This is a genomic window from Streptococcus sp. VTCC 12886 (assembly GCF_049893425.1).
GTDB classification, from domain to species: Bacteria; Bacillota; Bacilli; order Lactobacillales; family Streptococcaceae; genus Streptococcus; species Streptococcus suis_AA.
This window is the reverse complement of the sequence record NZ_JBMVJB010000024.1, coordinates 21,717-37,679: the sequence shown is the minus strand read 5'-3', so window position 1 is coordinate 37,679 and position 15,963 is coordinate 21,717. Positions and strand designations below refer to the sequence as shown.

Here is a 15,963-nt window from a genome sequence, read left to right as displayed (position 1 = left end):
TCTTTTACATCAAATTCCCTATTCAGAAGGTTTGGAAAGATTTTATTGGCAGTTCCTTTTACATAGTTTGGTTTCTTGCGACGTGTGATGGAACGCAAGCCCAATTCATTCATAAAATGATGTATTGTCAAATCTGAACGAATGCTTCCGATACCCTTAAGATAATCGTTCATCATTCGGTATCCAGGAACTCCATTTTCGCGGTGGTAGATTTCAACAATTTTACGTTGAATCTCTGCCTTTTCCTGACGATAAGCATGTTTTTTGTTTTTAAGATAATTATAGTAAGCATTTGGACAGATGTTCATTCTTCTAAGAAGCCATCTGACCCCAAATGTCTGTTGATATTTCTGGATGAACTGGTACTGAGCTAATCGATTTCCTTCGCAAAGAATGCTGTAACCAGTATGTCAGCGTGCCTTGTCCAAGATTATATTCTTCGGTCAGGCTTTTCTTGGTTCGTCCCTCTTCCAGATAGAGGCGAAGAACCTTTTGTTTGAGCTCAGGCTCGTAACGATTGTTTGTCATTGTAACATCTCCTTGGATTATGTATGTATTTTACCAAACTATACACAGGTGTTACAACTTAATTATATCAGGTCAATTTTTGATAAAATAACAGTCATAATAAATACTAGAAAGAATGTTATACTGTGTACTGACTTAGAATTTACCCAAAAAATTTCCATCATAACTATTTGAATCAAATAAAACTCTAATGAAATACTGTTCATAAATTCTAAAAATCTAGACTTAAGTTTACATTTAATAACAATTAATATACCCACCGCAATAAATAGGGGAGGCGCTAATAATTGCAACACACTGAATTCTTAAAAAATATAAAGATATAAATCTGTTACATACACTAAACTGGACAGAAATTATAAAGTGTTCTACACTAAAGAAATGGGAGAAAAGTATGTCTAAAAAAATTCGCCATCACTTTACCGACGAGTTCAAACAACTCTTGTTGACCTTCACAATGCAGGAAGAAAACGCAGTGAACTAATCAAAGAATATGATTCAACGCTCGAACTTTTCCAACGTCTCTATTATTCTGATGTATAGCACTTGAATTTCTTTGTATATAATAGTAACCGTAGTCATTACTTATTCTGACATTATAACCAGCACAAGCATCTAAATATTGAACACAGAACAAAAAATCTTCTGTAATAGCAATATTTGGATCAAAAAAAATATTATTTTGAATTAGTAAATCATGTCTAAATATTTTATTCCAAACATATCCACCTCCACGTGAGACGGATAATTCATTAAGAAGTTCTCCCGCTGTACACTCTGTTTCAAATTCAGTACTCTCGACTCTCTCGGTAAAATCCGAGTTGTCGGTGTAAACCAGTGTCATATGACTAACTGACATACAAAGTTTATCATATTCTTCACTAAAAGGTGATACTAGTTTTTCTATGTAGGTGGTTGAAATTACGTCATCTGCATCTACAAAAGTGATTAAACTACCGGTGCTTTCTTTTAGACCTAAGTTCCTAGCATTACTAACCCCAGAATTTTCTAGATGAAATACCTTTATTATTGTTGGATGTTTTTTTTATAATTATCAATGATTTTTTTACTACTATCGGTTGAGCCATCATTAACTAAAATTAACTCAATATTTTTATAGTTTTGACAAAGTACCGAATCAATACACTCTCTCAAATATTCAGCTGAATTATATACAGGAATTATTATACTAACTTAATATTTATCCATTCGTAAGTCTCCATAAATATTTAAACTATTTTCTAAATCCTAATTTTTTCAATATAGCATCAACTTTATATTCAATCATTATTTTTATATATCTTGTTGACACAATTGTTTTTTTTATCTTTTTAAAATTTTCAAGTGTCACTTCAGAATATTCCAATTGGTAAAATCCATCTCCTAATATTTTTATATGATTAGTATCTAAAAGGCTATTATCAAATTTCATCTTTCTTGATTGAAAATGCATATAAAGATAGTCGGTTTCGCTAAGGTGCCCTTTTGAACACGTGATTACTTCAACTCTGCCATCTTTCCACAAACAAATATCATTTCTATGACTTATAGTTAACCAATTTTTTTTATAATAGTCAAACTTCACTTGAATAATATTTGCTGGTTCAATTTTAAGGTTTAAAGAAAAGTCTTCAGAGAATACTCTCTTATTATTGGCAATAAAAATATCATGAATACACTTACCTTCTCCTATTCCAAAAGGTTCATCAAAGATAAAAGTTTTTGGAGATATTAAAACTTTTTTATAAACAACCTCACCATTCAAAGGAGCCATGAAAAGTCTATTGTTTTCATGACTATTTTTGAACATAACCAGATGTCCTAAAGCAAATAGTTTATCATAATTTTCTAGCATATCCTTAGTAATCAAAGCATTTAAATTACCAAAAACTAGATCCATATCACAGTAACCCCAAAATAGACTATTTTTCAACTCTTCTTCAAAGACATAACCATATGTTGGCTTAAAATCACAAATTTTATGGTAATCTTGAATGTTTACTTGTATCCCCAATCTCTGCTCAAGTCTACCTTTAAATTGCTCAAAAGTCATATAAAGAGTCCTTACATTATTAGGGTAATTATATTCGGCTGTATTGTTTGTGATAATTAACCATTCATAATCTTTATTGTACTCACAACTTCTCAAAAATAAAGGAAAATAATTTGGAAAGTCACCGAAATATGGTATTACAAATGTACACTTTTTCATTCCTTAACCCCAAATAGAAACTATCCTAGTATCTACTTTTCTATTTTTAATCATTTAGTGTAATGTTCCTCTTCTTAATTTTTTGCAGGAATTCCGACTGCCATACAATTAGTTTCTGCCATTTGTAAGCCCAAAACCAAACTCTTCGTTCCTATAACGCTTCCTTCAACAAAAATACTTTAAAATTTTGTACAGAAAAGTGTTGCCTTTTCACTTCCATATCATTAACAATGAATGCAACATTCTTAAATGGATAATCCGTTAAAATAGTTAGATTTTCTACATTATTATATTTTCCTTGCCCCACTCTACTAATCTAATAGTATTTCTGCACGCAAATCTTCCATGTATCCTAGCAACATCTCTCAATTTTAGCATTATTGTATATCCATTATTTAGTTTAATCCGCTAACTCTACATGCTTGACTATCTTATTAATAATCTCTTTATCAATATCAGCATCAAATTTTCTTGCAAATAATTCTTTGACATTGATCAATTCTTCATAATCTTTTGCTCTCCATACATAAGGGTGACCGGGTCTATCACTTCTCCTAAAATCTATATACCTTAGATTACTTCTCTCAGAAGTGTATCCTCCCTCCCTAAGTAAAGTTTGAATGAATAGCTCATCGACAAAGCAACCTTGAGAAAAATAATCCGTAATCTTGCCTTTATTTGCCAATATATAATCCACTATATATTTAGGTAAGCTAAACCAATTACTACCGTATGCTAATCTAATACCTTTTTGCCTAATATAATCTCGTCTTAAAATTTTATCTTGCCACATCAGGTACAGTCTATCTAACAAGACCAAGAACTTTGCTTTATTTCCAGAGATTGATCGAGATTGAGTAAAAATCCGCCTTACTGAAATCCGTCGATAAATTTTTCTTTCAAACTCATTTTTAGGGTTATCGATTGGATGTATGTCCAGATAAATCTTACCATCATTTTCATTAAAAAACTGATGTATTTTTCGAGGAGATTCAAGTGGTAAGTCTGAACCACTCATCAAATGATAATAGCTGTAATTCTCATTTTGCCGAGCTGTCTTAAGAAGAGACAATTCAGCATCTATCTGACTTACTCCACCCCAGATTACACTATATCTATCTTCTATAAAAATTAATTTACTTTTGTTAATCAAACTTTTATACAAATCATAATTGAAGTTTTTACATTTCAAGTCAACATGAACATAAATATCATTTAGCTCATAATCCAATAACTGCAAAAGTTTTTCAAATGAATACATATCTTTATGTACCATAATAAGATAAGCATGTCTACTATTTGTATTCAAAGGCCTTCCCCTTCTTCATTAACAATTTATTATACATAGCATCCATATCGCTAATATTTCGATACGAATTATAGCCATTAGCAGATAATTCTTTTTTTGCTAACTGAGTTGCTGATATTCTATCCACCTTAATGTCTGCAACTTCGATAACTTTTTCCTTCCAAATCATTGGATTTTCAATACTCAAAAACGAAATTCCACTTGCTAAATCAGCCTCTCTAGAAATTTTATCTGACAGCAAACATGGTAACCCCGAAGATTTAGCTTCAATTAGAGAAAATGGCAGTCCTTCAAAATGTGATGGTAGTACAAAAATATCCATAGCACTGAGATATTTCGGAACATTACTTACATTTCCCATAAAAATAATTCGATCCGATACTCCCTTTTTAACAGCCTTTTGTTCAACGGTCTTTCTAAATTCTCCATCTCCTAAAAATAAAAGCTTAAATCTAGAATCTAACAAAGCCATAACATCCACTAAAAACTCTTGGTTCTTTTGAAAGTTGAAACCTCCAATATGACCAAGTAAAATTTCCTCGTCTTTGATATTTAATTTAACTCGTGTAGACTTCCTCATTTTCTCACTAAATACATAGGTATCAGAGTCAACCCCATTATTAACTACATAAAACTCTTTATCTGGATACAACCACTTTCCTGCATCGACTCCACAAGCAAAGCAACCTGTTACAGACTCTTTAAAAAGCGGAGACAATATCTTGTGAGCTGTCATATGATCTGAAGTAGTATTGTGACTATGTGCAATTCTTACCTTACAACCACCAAGCTGGGCTGCAACCAATTCAATAGCCATAGTATTGCTGTTGCCATGAACATGAACTATATCATATTTCTCATGTTTGATAAGCATCAATAAACGTTGAAAATAACGAAGGACATTTGAACGATTAAAATCATCAAGTAACTTAACATTATTTTCTTCTAGCTCATTTTTTCGTTTTTCATCAACTTTATTAGTAGCTACTACTGTCACGCTATTACCTAATTCAGAAAGAATTTTAGCACTTTGTATTACGAAGGTTGAGATACCGTTATCACTTAAAATTACAGTATTTATCAGCAATATTTTCTTATCTTTCAAATTTTTATCTCCTTCGGCAAGATAAAACTAGCGATATAAAAATCAACTTTTTAACTTTTCACGCTTTGATTTCTCGGGTTTAAATACTTTATCAAAACTATAACTTACAATTATCGTCTGAACTTTAATCGGTTAAGGAAAGTTTGGGAAAATCTATCTTTAAAAATTATGAGCATAATTGTATAGGTAAGCACAGATACAATAATTGCCACAATCGTACTGACGATATTGCCACTAATATATCTATTAACTAAAGCGCATTCTACTATAATGATAATACAGCCGATAATGGCACCGAAATGTGTTTCTAAAATATCTTTTAATTTAATAATATCTCGAGACCAATATATATTCATAATCATTCCTGCTGCCTCTGCTATTAGAACTGCTAAAGCAGCAGCATCTTGCCCCCATCTACCAATTAACAAAAAGCTAGCTATAATATTTATGATGGCACTAATTATAGTTGAGTATAATGCATACTTTTCACGTTTAGTAGGTATTAAAACACCATCATTAAATATCCAAGCAACGATGGAAAAGATTAACGCAAAACATAAAATCCTTAATGAAAAGACCGCAGAAATATATTCCTCTCCAGAAATTATCAAAACTATCTGCTTACTTAGCATAATCACTCCGATTATTGACGGAATCATAATAAGTAACAAACCATTGAATATGTCTTTAAACAAAACTTTATACTTATCAACTAAACCTCTTCCCCATAACATTGAAAGTCTCGGAATTGTCACAATCAGTACAGCTGCTAATCCATTTTTAATTATAGTATAAATCTTAGATGATACTGAATACAATCCGACTGTGTATGAATCCTTCATAAATCCTAAAATTGTCATTCCTGAGTTCACATATATTTGAACTGCAATATTCGATGCAAATAGTATCATAATTGGTTTGAGATGTTTTTTCCAATTAAAATTAAACTTCAACCTGATGTTAACTATTTCCCTTGCTCTAAAATAATTTAAAATATTGGAACCAACTGATGAGAATACTGTTATGGCAGCATATACATTAACATCATTTTTATCCTTAACAAACACGAATAGAAGAATAATTGATATTATTTTAAAAACAATACTCCTAATAGTAATGTAAGCGTACTCCTCATACATGGAAAATAGCCATTCCACACCAATAGTTGTAAAAAATATCTGTAAACTAAAAATACATATGGTACTAGCCGAAGCATTAATCTGAGGAGAGAAAATAGTTACAAAAGCAAGTAATATATAAGCTACAATTGTAGCAACTATGTTGATTGAAAACACTTCGCTTACAAATTCACTTTCTTCTTCGATACAATCTCTGTATTTTGCTCCCTCTCTAACTCCATAATTTGCTAAACCAAGACCTGCAATTAATAAAAAATAGCTTACTATTGAACTTGAAAAATTGTATACGCCTATTCCATTAACACTCAAAACCCTAGTTACATATGGAAATGTTATTAATGGAAAAATTAAATTCAATATATTTCTAAATCCATTTAAAAATGCATTTAGAACTAACGATTTTTCTTTCATTATGGTATTTTCTTAAATTCCTTTCGTATTAATATCTTAGAATCCTTGTGTATTAAAAGTAACTCAAATTTTCTAATATGTGAATATCATAAAACTAATCATAAACGCTATTATACTTAAAATACAACCATAAATTTAAATTTTATGCTTTTATACGTCAGCTAGTCATATAATTAATATTTATATCTTTAATTTATTCTCAATTATTGGGAAAAAAGATAACAAAAAAATATTATACTCCGGCAAATACCACACTTGGGCAACTAATCCAATTATGCAGGAAATTGATAGCATTATTGCTAGGATATGTTCCTGTATTTGTAAACACCTTTTTACAAATACAATATACATCATACAAAGAAAAATTAAAAGTGCTATCCCATACTCTAATAAAAAAATATAATAAGATGAATCAATATAAAACCATGAATTATGAAACCTTACAATATAGTCGTCTACAATATTTTGACCAAAAATAGTATAACCATATAATTTCACCCCAGTCACTTCTAAATATAATCGATAAGATAACAAATTATCAAGATTGACCAAAAAAATACTCTTAGGGAATCTAGTATATAAAGTTACTAAAAAAATTGATAACAATACACATATTGGCATAAATAACACCAAAATAGACTTGACCAGCTTACTTTTTTGAAAAATTTTAGAATTGTAAAATAAGGAAACTGGGATTAGAATAAATATTGCTATAGAAGCTAATCTAGCATTAATTATATAATATGAAAACAAACCGACAATAACATAGATTGGAATTCTAAAAGATAATCTCTTTTTTTGATGTATACAAATATATAATTCTGACATCAAAATAAATGTTATCAACTCTGCTAAATCTGTTGGCCATTTATAACCAAAGGTATATCTAATCACCCCATCTCTAACCAGCACTGGAGAATTTGCAATCCCTAAAAAATAGGCTGTAAAAGTAATTGATAAACAAAATGTAGCTACTATAGCAAAATGCTTTAGTATCTTTAAAAAATCCACTTTTCTTGCGCCCATAATTAAAATGGCTGTTATTATTGGTTGAACATTTCTAACATTTAGGGCAGATAAAATAGATAACGAAATAAAAATTGTTAATATGATAAAACTACTTAAACTGATAAAATTTTCCTTCAGTTTGAAATCCCATAAAATTTTTATAATAACAAGTACTACAGAAATAAGTTCTATGGTATTATTAATTTCGCTTGGCATTGGAAAATACGTATGATCCATAATATCAGCAAACAGAAAAAGATCTAATGCAAGAAGAAAAAGGCTCTCTGCATCTAAATATATTTTTTCTCTATTTATCATCCTAACTCCTTCCTTTTCACAAATAAATTAGATCAAAATCTCATTCAATAATACCATTTTATATATTGTATAGAATACTTATTGAATACTGCTACATTACATATGAATATGACACCTTGTATTGAAAAATTTTGTCAATTATATTTTGAATTCTTTAAACACTATAACTTCTTAATATAGGAATAATTTCAGGTATAATGCATCCTAATAGCAACATACACTTATGTTTAAATGTTAGATATTTAATACTTGAGTGCCGTCTAATTTTTTTATAGACTTCTATAAAATACTTCCTTGATAAATTACTATCAAAAAAACTCACGGAGACTAAATGATTAGCATACTCATCTTGCATGGATAGATACAATTTTTTATAGTTTTTTGAAATTATTAATATCTTTTCCAACATTACGATTTTACTTTTATCCCTCTTATTTTTGTGCACAATACTTGTCTCTCTTTGAACATAAAAATATCCGAAATCATCACATATCCCCACATTATATTCAGCATACATATCTAAATACTGTGCACAAAATAAGAAATCTTCCATTAATGCAATATTTGAATCAAAAAGTAAATTACTTTTAAAAATTAAATCTCGTCGAAACATCTTATTCCAAACATATCCCCCTCCTGGAGAATCCGCTAAATCGTTGAGTAGTTCCTTAGCACAACAGTTTTCTTCAAAAAATGTACTCGTAATCTTTTCATTTTTTTTCCAACCACCTGTATAAATTAAAGAAAAATTACCTACCGCCATACAATTTTTTTCATATTCTGTATTAAATGATAATGCTAACTCTTCAATGTAGCTGTTTGAAATGTAATCGTCAGCATCTAAAAACATTAGCAGAGATCCACTGCTCTCTTTCATCCCTACATTTCTAGCATTGCTAACACCGCTATTTTCAATATGAATAGCTCTTATTTTCAAAGGGTTTTCAACTGCATAATCATCAATAATTCTTTTACAATTATCTGTTGAACCGTCATTAACTACGACCAACTCAATATTTTTATAACTCTGATTCAATACTGAATCGATACATTTTTCTAAAAATTCCTCGGAATTATACACTGGAATTACTATACTTACTTTATGATTAATCAAATTAAAAATTCCTTTCTAGCATTTCATTAGAAATAAAAGAATTCAAATCCATACAGAAATATCCCAAAAACATACTATTTTGTAACTTTTCTTCAAAAGATAAACATATGTGGATTTAAAATCACATATTTTGTGATAATCGCTAATATAAATTTTAACATTAAATTTTATTTAAATTTTCCTGTAAATACTTCAAAAACTATACTTAACATTTTTATATTTTTAGGATTAAGATAATTATCAGTATTATCAGTTACAATAACCCAAGCGTAGTTTTCATTATACTTAATACTTTTTAAAAATAAAGAAAATATGTAGAAAACTTTCTAAAATAAAGTGATATTCCGATCATCAATTATTTGTCTATGTTGATTTCCATTCTATATTTTATTGATACTATTTTTTCGCCTCTTAATGCCACAAAAATTCCGTAGTTAATCATACTTTTTCCTACAATATTCTATAAGTTCACTATAATTATTAAATAAAGAACTATTATTTTCCAAAGCCTTTAAACTCATATCATAATTTCCCATAAGGTTCATTTTTCTTTCAAATTCGGGTATTAAATCATGACCATTCTGTTTAAATAAGAAAAAATACTCATCTAACTTACTTTCTTCTGGATATTTCCCAAATCTTTCTTCGTAACTTAAAACATATTTAACCGCTTCATCAAGTTGGCTTTTCATGCGTTTATTTTTAAACTCTTCCAATGACATTATTTTTCTAGCAGGATTTCCAGCATATACAGAATTAGAGTCTACATTCCCACTTGCAACAGCATTTGCGCCTATAATTACATTATCACCTATCACTGTTTCTTGTTGGTTTCCCAAAATTTCACCATATACTGCTTTGATAACAGACCAGCTATAGTCATGCGTCAATATAGTAACTGGACCGGTCATCTGAACATTATTCCCAATTCTTAGCATATGTGGATTTTGTATATCAATAGTTGTGTTGAATGGACGATAAATTTCAACTCCTTTTCCAATCTTTACACCAAGATTCTTCAGATAATCTATATAACTGTCACTATCCACTTTATAGCCCAGTATTTTTCTTTTAATAATTCTTTTAAAATTCAAGTCCTTCTTCCTTGATTTAAACTATCATTGCCAATAACAGTGTCAATTTATTTTTCAGCATATAAAGAAAGATTCTTTGTTTAAAACCAATTTCATTTATTGGATACTCAAATACAGCTCTTTGTACAGTTTCTTCTCTAACTATCTTATTAATTCTAGAAACTATATTTTTTTTCCCCACTTTTTTCTCATTTGCAATACTATACCTGATGTTAACAAAAAATTGTCGTTGTAACCTCTGTAAGGCGTCCTCTCCCAAAAACTCAGATTTTATCTTTTTTTCAAGATAGCTATATAGTTTTGTAAAAGATTGTAAAATTTCAGGTCTATACTTCTGTGTTAACGACCCCGGGGTCACTCGATAGTTGTATTCTGTAGATGGGATAACTCGTACTTTCCTTGAATATTTAAAATATTCTATATCCCATACTATATCTTCTGAAATCAATTCTCTTTCTGAAACGAATCTGAGTTTATTTTCTTTTATTATTTTCATAGAAAACATAACATTCCAAACTGACATTTTTATATTATCATGTCCTTTTGGAGAGGAACCTAATAGTTTAGGGAAAAATTTGTGATATACATCAGTCCCAATATACTCTTCCAATTTATATTTTTCTTCAGACAAAATTCGATTTTCAATATCAATTCTTCTAAAACCACCTACAACAGTATCTGCATTATTTTTATCAATCTCTGATAAAAGATTTGTTATCATCTTTTTACCAACAGTATCATCTGAATCAACAAAAATGATATATTCTCCTCGAGCTTTTTCAATTCCTGTATTTCTGGCAAATCCTAATCCACCATTTTTTTTATGCACAACTTCTATAAATGAGTACTTTTCAGCATATTCATCACAAATTATACCACTGTTATCTGTTGACTCGTCATCAACTATTATTATTTCAATGTCTTTATAATCCTGTTTAATTACACTATCCAGACATTGTCTCAAATATTTTTCCACATTATAAACTGGTACAACTACTGACACTCGCGCCATAAAAACTTATTCCTCCTAACGTATAAAAATATTTATATTTTACAATCAATCACTTACTTTTGATATATTCTTTGCAGGAACTCCAACTAAAATTGAGTTTGGTGGGAAACTTTTAGTAACAACTGCATTTGCACCAATCTTAGAGTTTTCTCCTATTACCACCCCACCAATTATTTTAGCTCCTGCACCGATATCAACATTGTCTCCAATAATAGGACATTGTTCTGCATTTTTACCCGAGCCTTTGTTACCGATAGTTACTTGTTGTCTGATAATAACGCCTTCTCCCAAAGTTGCACCACCACTAATCTCTATCCCGTATGGATGAAATAATATAATATTATCACTGATACTTTGTGAAGCATGTAATTCAGTACCAAAAAACCTATTACAAATATGGCATTTAAAATTTTATAAATCCCATAATTAATCTTATGATAAAGAGTTAACTGCCCCACATGTTTTTTACCATATTTAAAAATTGAAATTATTAATTGAGCTTTCTTATCATTTTTCATTTTCATCATTATATATATCTTCAAGTTGCCTTACAGTATTATCAATATCATATTCAAAAATTTGATTCCTATGATTTTCATAATAATTTGATCTATTTGACTTTAATATATTTCTTAAGTCAACAACCGCATCTGCCCAAATTTGTGGATCAGACTTGATAGATTGCCAACTTATTCCCCCAAAATCCATTTCTCGAGTTACACTATCAGAAACTATACAGGGTAAACCGGATATCTGTGCTTCAATTAGGACAACTGGTAAACCTTCATAAAGTGACGGTAACATAAATATATCCATAGCAGAATACATTTTACTAGGTTTTTCAGAATTACCATACAATATTATTCTATCTTTATAGTCGTTAGTTTCAACTATTGCTTTAATTTTTTCAAAATTCGGTCCTGTACCACCTAACAATAAATAGATATCACTATATGCTGAAGCGAGTTTTTCAAATACTCGCAGGAGATAAGCTTGATTTTTCTGCTCATTAAAACGACCAATATGCCCAATAACAAACTTATTATCAATTCCTAATTTTTCTCTGACTTTTTTTCTTTCCGCACTATCAAATTTAAATTTTTCAGTGCAAAAACTATTGGGCAAAACCTCAAAGTTATTCTCTCCAAACAACCACTCCCCAGCTAAAATTCCGCACGACAACGATTTGGTGTACATACGATTAAAATATGGATTAATTAATTTATGAATCAAAAAATTAGGACATGTGCTATTATGACTATGTGCAATTCTCGTTTTTATACCTGATAACCTTGCAAGCGTTAACTCGATAGCCATTAACGAACTATTTCCATGAATATGAACAATATCAAATTTCTCTCTTCTAAAAACTTTAAACATCTCAAAATAATGTTTTTTAGTCTCATGTTTACGCGAAGGCAATTCGATAATTGTAATTCCTAAATCTTTACATTCCTCAATGTATTGATTTGCTATTGGAGTACCTGCAACAATTGTAATTTCAAACTTTTCAGAATTCAATGCCCTACTGTAATTCATAATTACAGCACTTATCCCCATTACTCCAAGATGATTTGTAACCATAGCAACCTTGATTTTATTGTCCACCAGCCTCATCCTTAAAATCTAATCTCACCTATTTTTCATATATAATTTTTTTCTTGCTTTCATGATTATTGGAACAGCTTTAGGATACACCATCATTACAAACGCCCGAACCTTATCACGGATAGAAACAAGTAAACTCAATGACCTCAAAAAACCCTTCCGGATATTTTGTTTACACTCAACATACAAGTTACTGTCATAATCTACATTTCCTGCAAGAATCATAACATCATATGCATCTGAATAGGTCCTCCATTTTGCGTAATTCCATGCCTTCTCAACTCTATTCGAATTAAGAATAAATCTATCTTTCATATAGTCTAGTGCATAAATACCGTTCTCCCATTTATCAATTGAAAACTTAGTAGTTGCACTCAATTCATTATCTCTTCTATAATAGTATATTCTGCGATTTCCTCTTGAAATATGATTAGCTCTTTGAAAGCAGTCAACATTAAAATTAAACCCTTCCCCAATAAAAATTTCCTTGCTAAAGAAAAGATTATTGTTCACTAGAAAATCTCTTCTGAACATTTTACAATAGCATCCAATTGGAACTTTATAGCACAAGATTGATTCGACTGCATCCTCATTTGACCAAGACTCTACAATTTCTTTCGAAACTTGTCGGCTATTAAAATTGCCAAACATATCCGTTGTTAAGGAAATTTGACTATCGAATTTTTTTATTAAATTATATAGATATTCTACATAATCAGTCATAACATAATCATCGCCATCAACAAAACACACATACTCCCCTGTTGATTGAATTATTCCTGTATTTCTTGCAATACTCACACCCTCATTTTTTTTATGAATTACCTTTATTCGATTATCTCTTTTTTTATACTCTTCGCATATTTCTTTACAATTATCTTGGCTCCCATCATTTACAAGAACTACCTCAATATTGCCATAACTTTGATTAATTAATGACTCTATACACTTAGATAAATATAGACCTGTGTTATAAATTGGAACAATAACCGAAATTAGTGGGGAATTACTTTGAGGTGTCATCTATTCTCCTTTTTAATAGTATTTAAATTATTTTTTAAATAGCTCACTGCAACGTCTCTATAATTAGTAATCAATTCATCGGTTTTATAATAATCTATAGTGGTATTTAAAATTTTCCGTGATTCTTTAATATCATAAGTAGCTTGACTTTCCAATTGGAGACGTCTCAACAAATCCATCAATTTTTCTTCATTACCATAACTAGTTCCAATACTTTGTCGAACCAAAGTTACAAATGGACGGTGGGTGATTATTGAAAAAATACTCCCGTGAAAAGTATCTGTAATCACTTCGGACGCATTTTTAAAGTAGGCAAGAACTTCAAATGGTGAACAATCAATAAAACGATCAGCATACTTTTGAATCCCTCCAATTGTATATATTTTAAGTCCTTTTTCTTTTGCTATATGGAAATCCACTTTGCTTCTTCATCAGATATTCTTCCAGGATATGCATACAAGATCAAGTATTTTTCTTCTATACTAAACTGAGGAACCTCGTCACATTCATTCATATAATCATATGTCAGAACTGGATCAAGATTATATATAGGTTCTTTTCCTGTTAATTTTTTTACAATTTCTCCAGAGTTACTATCACGAACGGATATTGCATCAAACCTCTTCAGATAAGTAGATATTTCTCTATCCTTTGCATAGGCTTGTAACTTATCTAAAGTTGTATTCCCGAAAGAAGCCGCATAACTAATTAACCTTTTAGCATTGTTATCCTTCCCGAAAAGTTCCAATGAATACCCAACATTTGGATTCTTTTGAATACAATTGAATACTTCGTCACTTCCAACGATAAGACAGTCCAATGGTGGATTGTAATTCATTAGCTCACTAACACCAAGCAATGGCAAATATTTTTTAAAAAAACTTTGTTTGTGCTTAAGGTAGGACACTTTTTGTCCCAGTGATGCCCGCAGTTCAATAACCTCTATTACCTTGTTAAATTTTCGAACAAACTGATTTCTCTCATCATTGACAATTACAGGTTTATCTACATGATAATCTACAAATACAACACTACATCCTTCCTTTTCTAAAAGCTTTCTGAGTGCATAGGCTTGTAAGAAAGATCCATAATTAGCAATTCGCTGCATTGACATTATTCCAACTTTTTTCACAATTCTCCTTATTTGAACATATTTCCAACTTCAATTTTAAACATATTATTAAATTTATTATTATTTGTAGCTACCTTAGCAACATCTGTAAAGTTTACTCTCAAATAATTCTGTAATTCATTAATTTCTTCTACAATAATAATACTTCCAAATCGTTCAGAAACCTGTTCAGCAAATTCGATCTGATGATCATTTACATGCTCACCAAATTTCTCCAATCTAGGAACAACAATCGGTTTTTTTCCTTTAGCAATTGCTCCCATGAATGTCGCTGGACCACCATGTGTAATAATGATATCTGCATTCGCCATATGGTCTTCCATCTCAGAATAAGAGATAATACTCTTCCAGTCACAGTATTGAGGCTCATATGTTGAAAATCCTGTCTGTATGAATACCTTATCTGTTATGGCTCCTTCCTTTTTTAAACGATCAACTTCCTCAATAAGTCTATTAAAGGGCTGCTCGTGGGTTCCAACTGTAACAAAAATCATTAAAAAATACTCCCCAGATTAATAGCTTTGGGATAGACTTTTTTCAATTCCTCCCACTGAACGATAAATTTATCTGTCACTGGATACACCAACTTTCCAGTCACAGTCGGTTTATCTATTCTATCAAATACTTCTATATAAACCGTTTTCGCCCCAAACAGTTTACCCAGATAAAAAAATGGAACTGCTACCGCTGCTCCTGATGAAATAATAACGTCAGGTTTTTCTTTTCTTAGAATTTCAAGTGCTAAGAAAGTGTTCTTTATCAAATTTTTAATATTTCTGTTAGTCGGAAAATAACATGGATAAAATTTTTCATCACTTAAAACACTTCTTGCATCTTCTTTATCAAATGTAACCCAGAAACGGTCATGTTCACTCCAAAAGGGTTTTAGCATATTCAAATGTGCCAAATGTCCGCCAGAAGAACCTACTAAACAAACTTTCATAATATAC

General features: G+C 30.3%; 20 protein-coding genes and 1 pseudogene. 1 reads left to right on the top strand and 20 read right to left on the bottom strand.

All coding sequences use genetic code 11. From position 1 onward, the window contains the following. Together ACPC57_RS07960 and ACPC57_RS07955 are read right to left on the bottom strand one after the other, a co-directional pair. The coding region (locus tag ACPC57_RS07960) for an IS3 family transposase (protein ID WP_434066676.1) at positions 1-308 on the bottom strand (308 nt) is incomplete at its 3' end. Between the two features lie 4 nt (positions 309-312). Continuing rightward, complete coding sequence (locus tag ACPC57_RS07955) at positions 313-528, bottom strand: hypothetical protein (protein WP_434066675.1); 216 nt, start codon at positions 526-528, stop codon at positions 313-315. 394 nt (positions 529-922) lie between these two features. Between ACPC57_RS07955 and ACPC57_RS07950 the strand changes: the two are divergent. Further along, positions 923-1,050 (top strand): annotated as a pseudogene (locus ACPC57_RS07950) (IS3 family transposase); the annotation flags it as partial. Here ACPC57_RS07950 and ACPC57_RS07945 read toward each other — a convergent pair. The 18 genes from ACPC57_RS07945 to pssD form a co-directional block, all read right to left on the bottom strand. Next, positions 1,013-1,555 carry a glycosyltransferase gene (locus ACPC57_RS07945; RefSeq protein WP_434066679.1) on the bottom strand — a complete coding sequence of 181 codons (543 nt, stop codon included), beginning with the start codon at positions 1,553-1,555 and terminating at the stop codon, positions 1,013-1,015. The pseudogene ACPC57_RS07950 and the gene ACPC57_RS07945 sit on opposite strands and share 38 nt — an antisense overlap. After that, positions 1,555-1,710 carry a glycosyltransferase family 2 protein gene (locus ACPC57_RS07940; RefSeq protein WP_434066678.1) on the bottom strand — a complete coding sequence of 52 codons (156 nt, stop codon included), beginning with the start codon at positions 1,708-1,710 and terminating at the stop codon, positions 1,555-1,557. Before ACPC57_RS07940 ends, ACPC57_RS07945 begins: the two co-directional genes overlap by 1 nt. A gap of 52 nt (positions 1,711-1,762) precedes the next feature. Next, positions 1,763-2,740 (bottom strand): DUF6625 family protein, encoded by a 978-nt coding sequence (locus tag ACPC57_RS07935; RefSeq protein ID WP_270314581.1) that lies wholly within the window; start codon positions 2,738-2,740, stop codon positions 1,763-1,765. A gap of 400 nt (positions 2,741-3,140) precedes the next feature. Further along, positions 3,141-4,049: a beta-1,6-N-acetylglucosaminyltransferase gene (locus ACPC57_RS07930; protein ID WP_270315370.1), complete on the bottom strand. Its 909-nt coding sequence runs from the start codon at positions 4,047-4,049 to the stop codon at positions 3,141-3,143. Then, positions 4,036-5,154, bottom strand: coding sequence for a glycosyltransferase family 1 protein (locus ACPC57_RS07925; protein ID WP_084828834.1), 1,119 nt, complete (start codon positions 5,152-5,154; stop codon positions 4,036-4,038). The genes ACPC57_RS07930 and ACPC57_RS07925 overlap by 14 nt, the downstream gene beginning before the upstream one ends. Before the next feature lie 110 nt (positions 5,155-5,264). Beyond that, entirely contained in the window at positions 5,265-6,704 is a 1,440-nt protein-coding gene (locus tag ACPC57_RS07920; protein WP_084828835.1) for a flippase, read from the bottom strand. 180 nt (positions 6,705-6,884) lie between these two features. Then, complete coding sequence (locus ACPC57_RS07915; RefSeq protein ID WP_434066674.1) at positions 6,885-8,030, bottom strand: hypothetical protein; 1,146 nt, start codon at positions 8,028-8,030, stop codon at positions 6,885-6,887. 154 nt (positions 8,031-8,184) lie between these two features. Further along, positions 8,185-9,144 (bottom strand): glycosyltransferase family 2 protein, encoded by a 960-nt coding sequence (locus ACPC57_RS07910; protein WP_434066673.1) that lies wholly within the window; start codon positions 9,142-9,144, stop codon positions 8,185-8,187. Between the two features lie 167 nt (positions 9,145-9,311). Then, the gene (locus ACPC57_RS07905) at positions 9,312-9,458 is read right to left on the bottom strand and encodes a DUF6625 family protein (RefSeq protein ID WP_434066677.1); all 147 of its coding nucleotides are present in this window, start codon (positions 9,456-9,458) and stop codon (positions 9,312-9,314) included. A 120-nt stretch (positions 9,459-9,578) separates the two neighbouring features. Further along, entirely contained in the window at positions 9,579-10,238 is a 660-nt protein-coding gene (locus ACPC57_RS07900) for an acyltransferase (RefSeq protein WP_434066672.1), read from the bottom strand. A 16-nt stretch (positions 10,239-10,254) separates the two neighbouring features. Further along, entirely contained in the window at positions 10,255-11,250 is a 996-nt protein-coding gene (locus tag ACPC57_RS07895; protein WP_434066671.1) for a glycosyltransferase family 2 protein, read from the bottom strand. A 45-nt stretch (positions 11,251-11,295) separates the two neighbouring features. After that, positions 11,296-11,541: a serine O-acetyltransferase gene (locus ACPC57_RS07890; protein ID WP_434066670.1), complete on the bottom strand. Its 246-nt coding sequence runs from the start codon at positions 11,539-11,541 to the stop codon at positions 11,296-11,298. Positions 11,542-11,757: 216 nt separating this feature from the next. Beyond that, the gene (locus ACPC57_RS07885) at positions 11,758-12,858 is read right to left on the bottom strand and encodes a glycosyltransferase (RefSeq protein ID WP_434066669.1); all 1,101 of its coding nucleotides are present in this window, start codon (positions 12,856-12,858) and stop codon (positions 11,758-11,760) included. Between the two features lie 24 nt (positions 12,859-12,882). Continuing rightward, positions 12,883-13,881: a glycosyltransferase family 2 protein gene (locus ACPC57_RS07880; protein WP_434066668.1), complete on the bottom strand. Its 999-nt coding sequence runs from the start codon at positions 13,879-13,881 to the stop codon at positions 12,883-12,885. Continuing rightward, on the bottom strand, positions 13,878-14,300 hold the full coding sequence (locus tag ACPC57_RS07875; RefSeq protein WP_434066667.1) for a polysaccharide pyruvyl transferase family protein: 423 nt from the start codon (positions 14,298-14,300) through the stop codon (positions 13,878-13,880). Before ACPC57_RS07875 ends, ACPC57_RS07880 begins: the two co-directional genes overlap by 4 nt. Further along, a complete protein-coding gene (locus ACPC57_RS07870) occupies positions 14,285-15,013 on the bottom strand; it encodes a polysaccharide pyruvyl transferase family protein (RefSeq protein WP_434066666.1) in 729 nt (242 codons plus the stop codon). Before ACPC57_RS07870 ends, ACPC57_RS07875 begins: the two co-directional genes overlap by 16 nt. 8 nt (positions 15,014-15,021) lie before the next feature. Beyond that, positions 15,022-15,507, bottom strand: coding sequence for a glycosyltransferase (locus ACPC57_RS07865; RefSeq protein ID WP_434066665.1), 486 nt, complete (start codon positions 15,505-15,507; stop codon positions 15,022-15,024). Further along, positions 15,507-15,956, bottom strand: a complete 450-nt coding sequence (pssD, locus tag ACPC57_RS07860; protein WP_434066664.1) for a PssD/Cps14F family polysaccharide biosynthesis glycosyltransferase — start codon at positions 15,954-15,956, stop codon at positions 15,507-15,509. The genes ACPC57_RS07865 and pssD overlap by 1 nt, the downstream gene beginning before the upstream one ends. Positions 15,957-15,963: the final 7 nt, after the last annotated feature.

Excerpts from the sequence above, each read along its gene's own strand:
- ACPC57_RS07865 (WP_434066665.1), bottom strand. The coding sequence starts at position 15,507 with ATGATTTTTGTTACAGTTGGAACCCACGAGCAGCCCTTTAATAGACTT.
- ACPC57_RS07915 (WP_434066674.1), bottom strand. The coding sequence starts at position 8,030 with ATGATAAATAGAGAAAAAATATATTTAGATGCAGAGAGCCTTTTTCTT.
- pssD (WP_434066664.1), bottom strand. The coding sequence starts at position 15,956 with ATGAAAGTTTGTTTAGTAGGTTCTTCTGGCGGACATTTGGCACATTTG.
- ACPC57_RS07955 (WP_434066675.1), bottom strand. The coding sequence starts at position 528 with ATGACAAACAATCGTTACGAGCCTGAGCTCAAACAAAAGGTTCTTCGC.
- ACPC57_RS07895 (WP_434066671.1), bottom strand. The coding sequence starts at position 11,250 with ATGGCGCGAGTGTCAGTAGTTGTACCAGTTTATAATGTGGAAAAATAT.
- ACPC57_RS07935 (WP_270314581.1), bottom strand. The coding sequence starts at position 2,740 with ATGAAAAAGTGTACATTTGTAATACCATATTTCGGTGACTTTCCAAAT.
- ACPC57_RS07920 (WP_084828835.1), bottom strand. The coding sequence starts at position 6,704 with ATGAAAGAAAAATCGTTAGTTCTAAATGCATTTTTAAATGGATTTAGA.
- ACPC57_RS07880 (WP_434066668.1), bottom strand. The coding sequence starts at position 13,881 with ATGACACCTCAAAGTAATTCCCCACTAATTTCGGTTATTGTTCCAATT.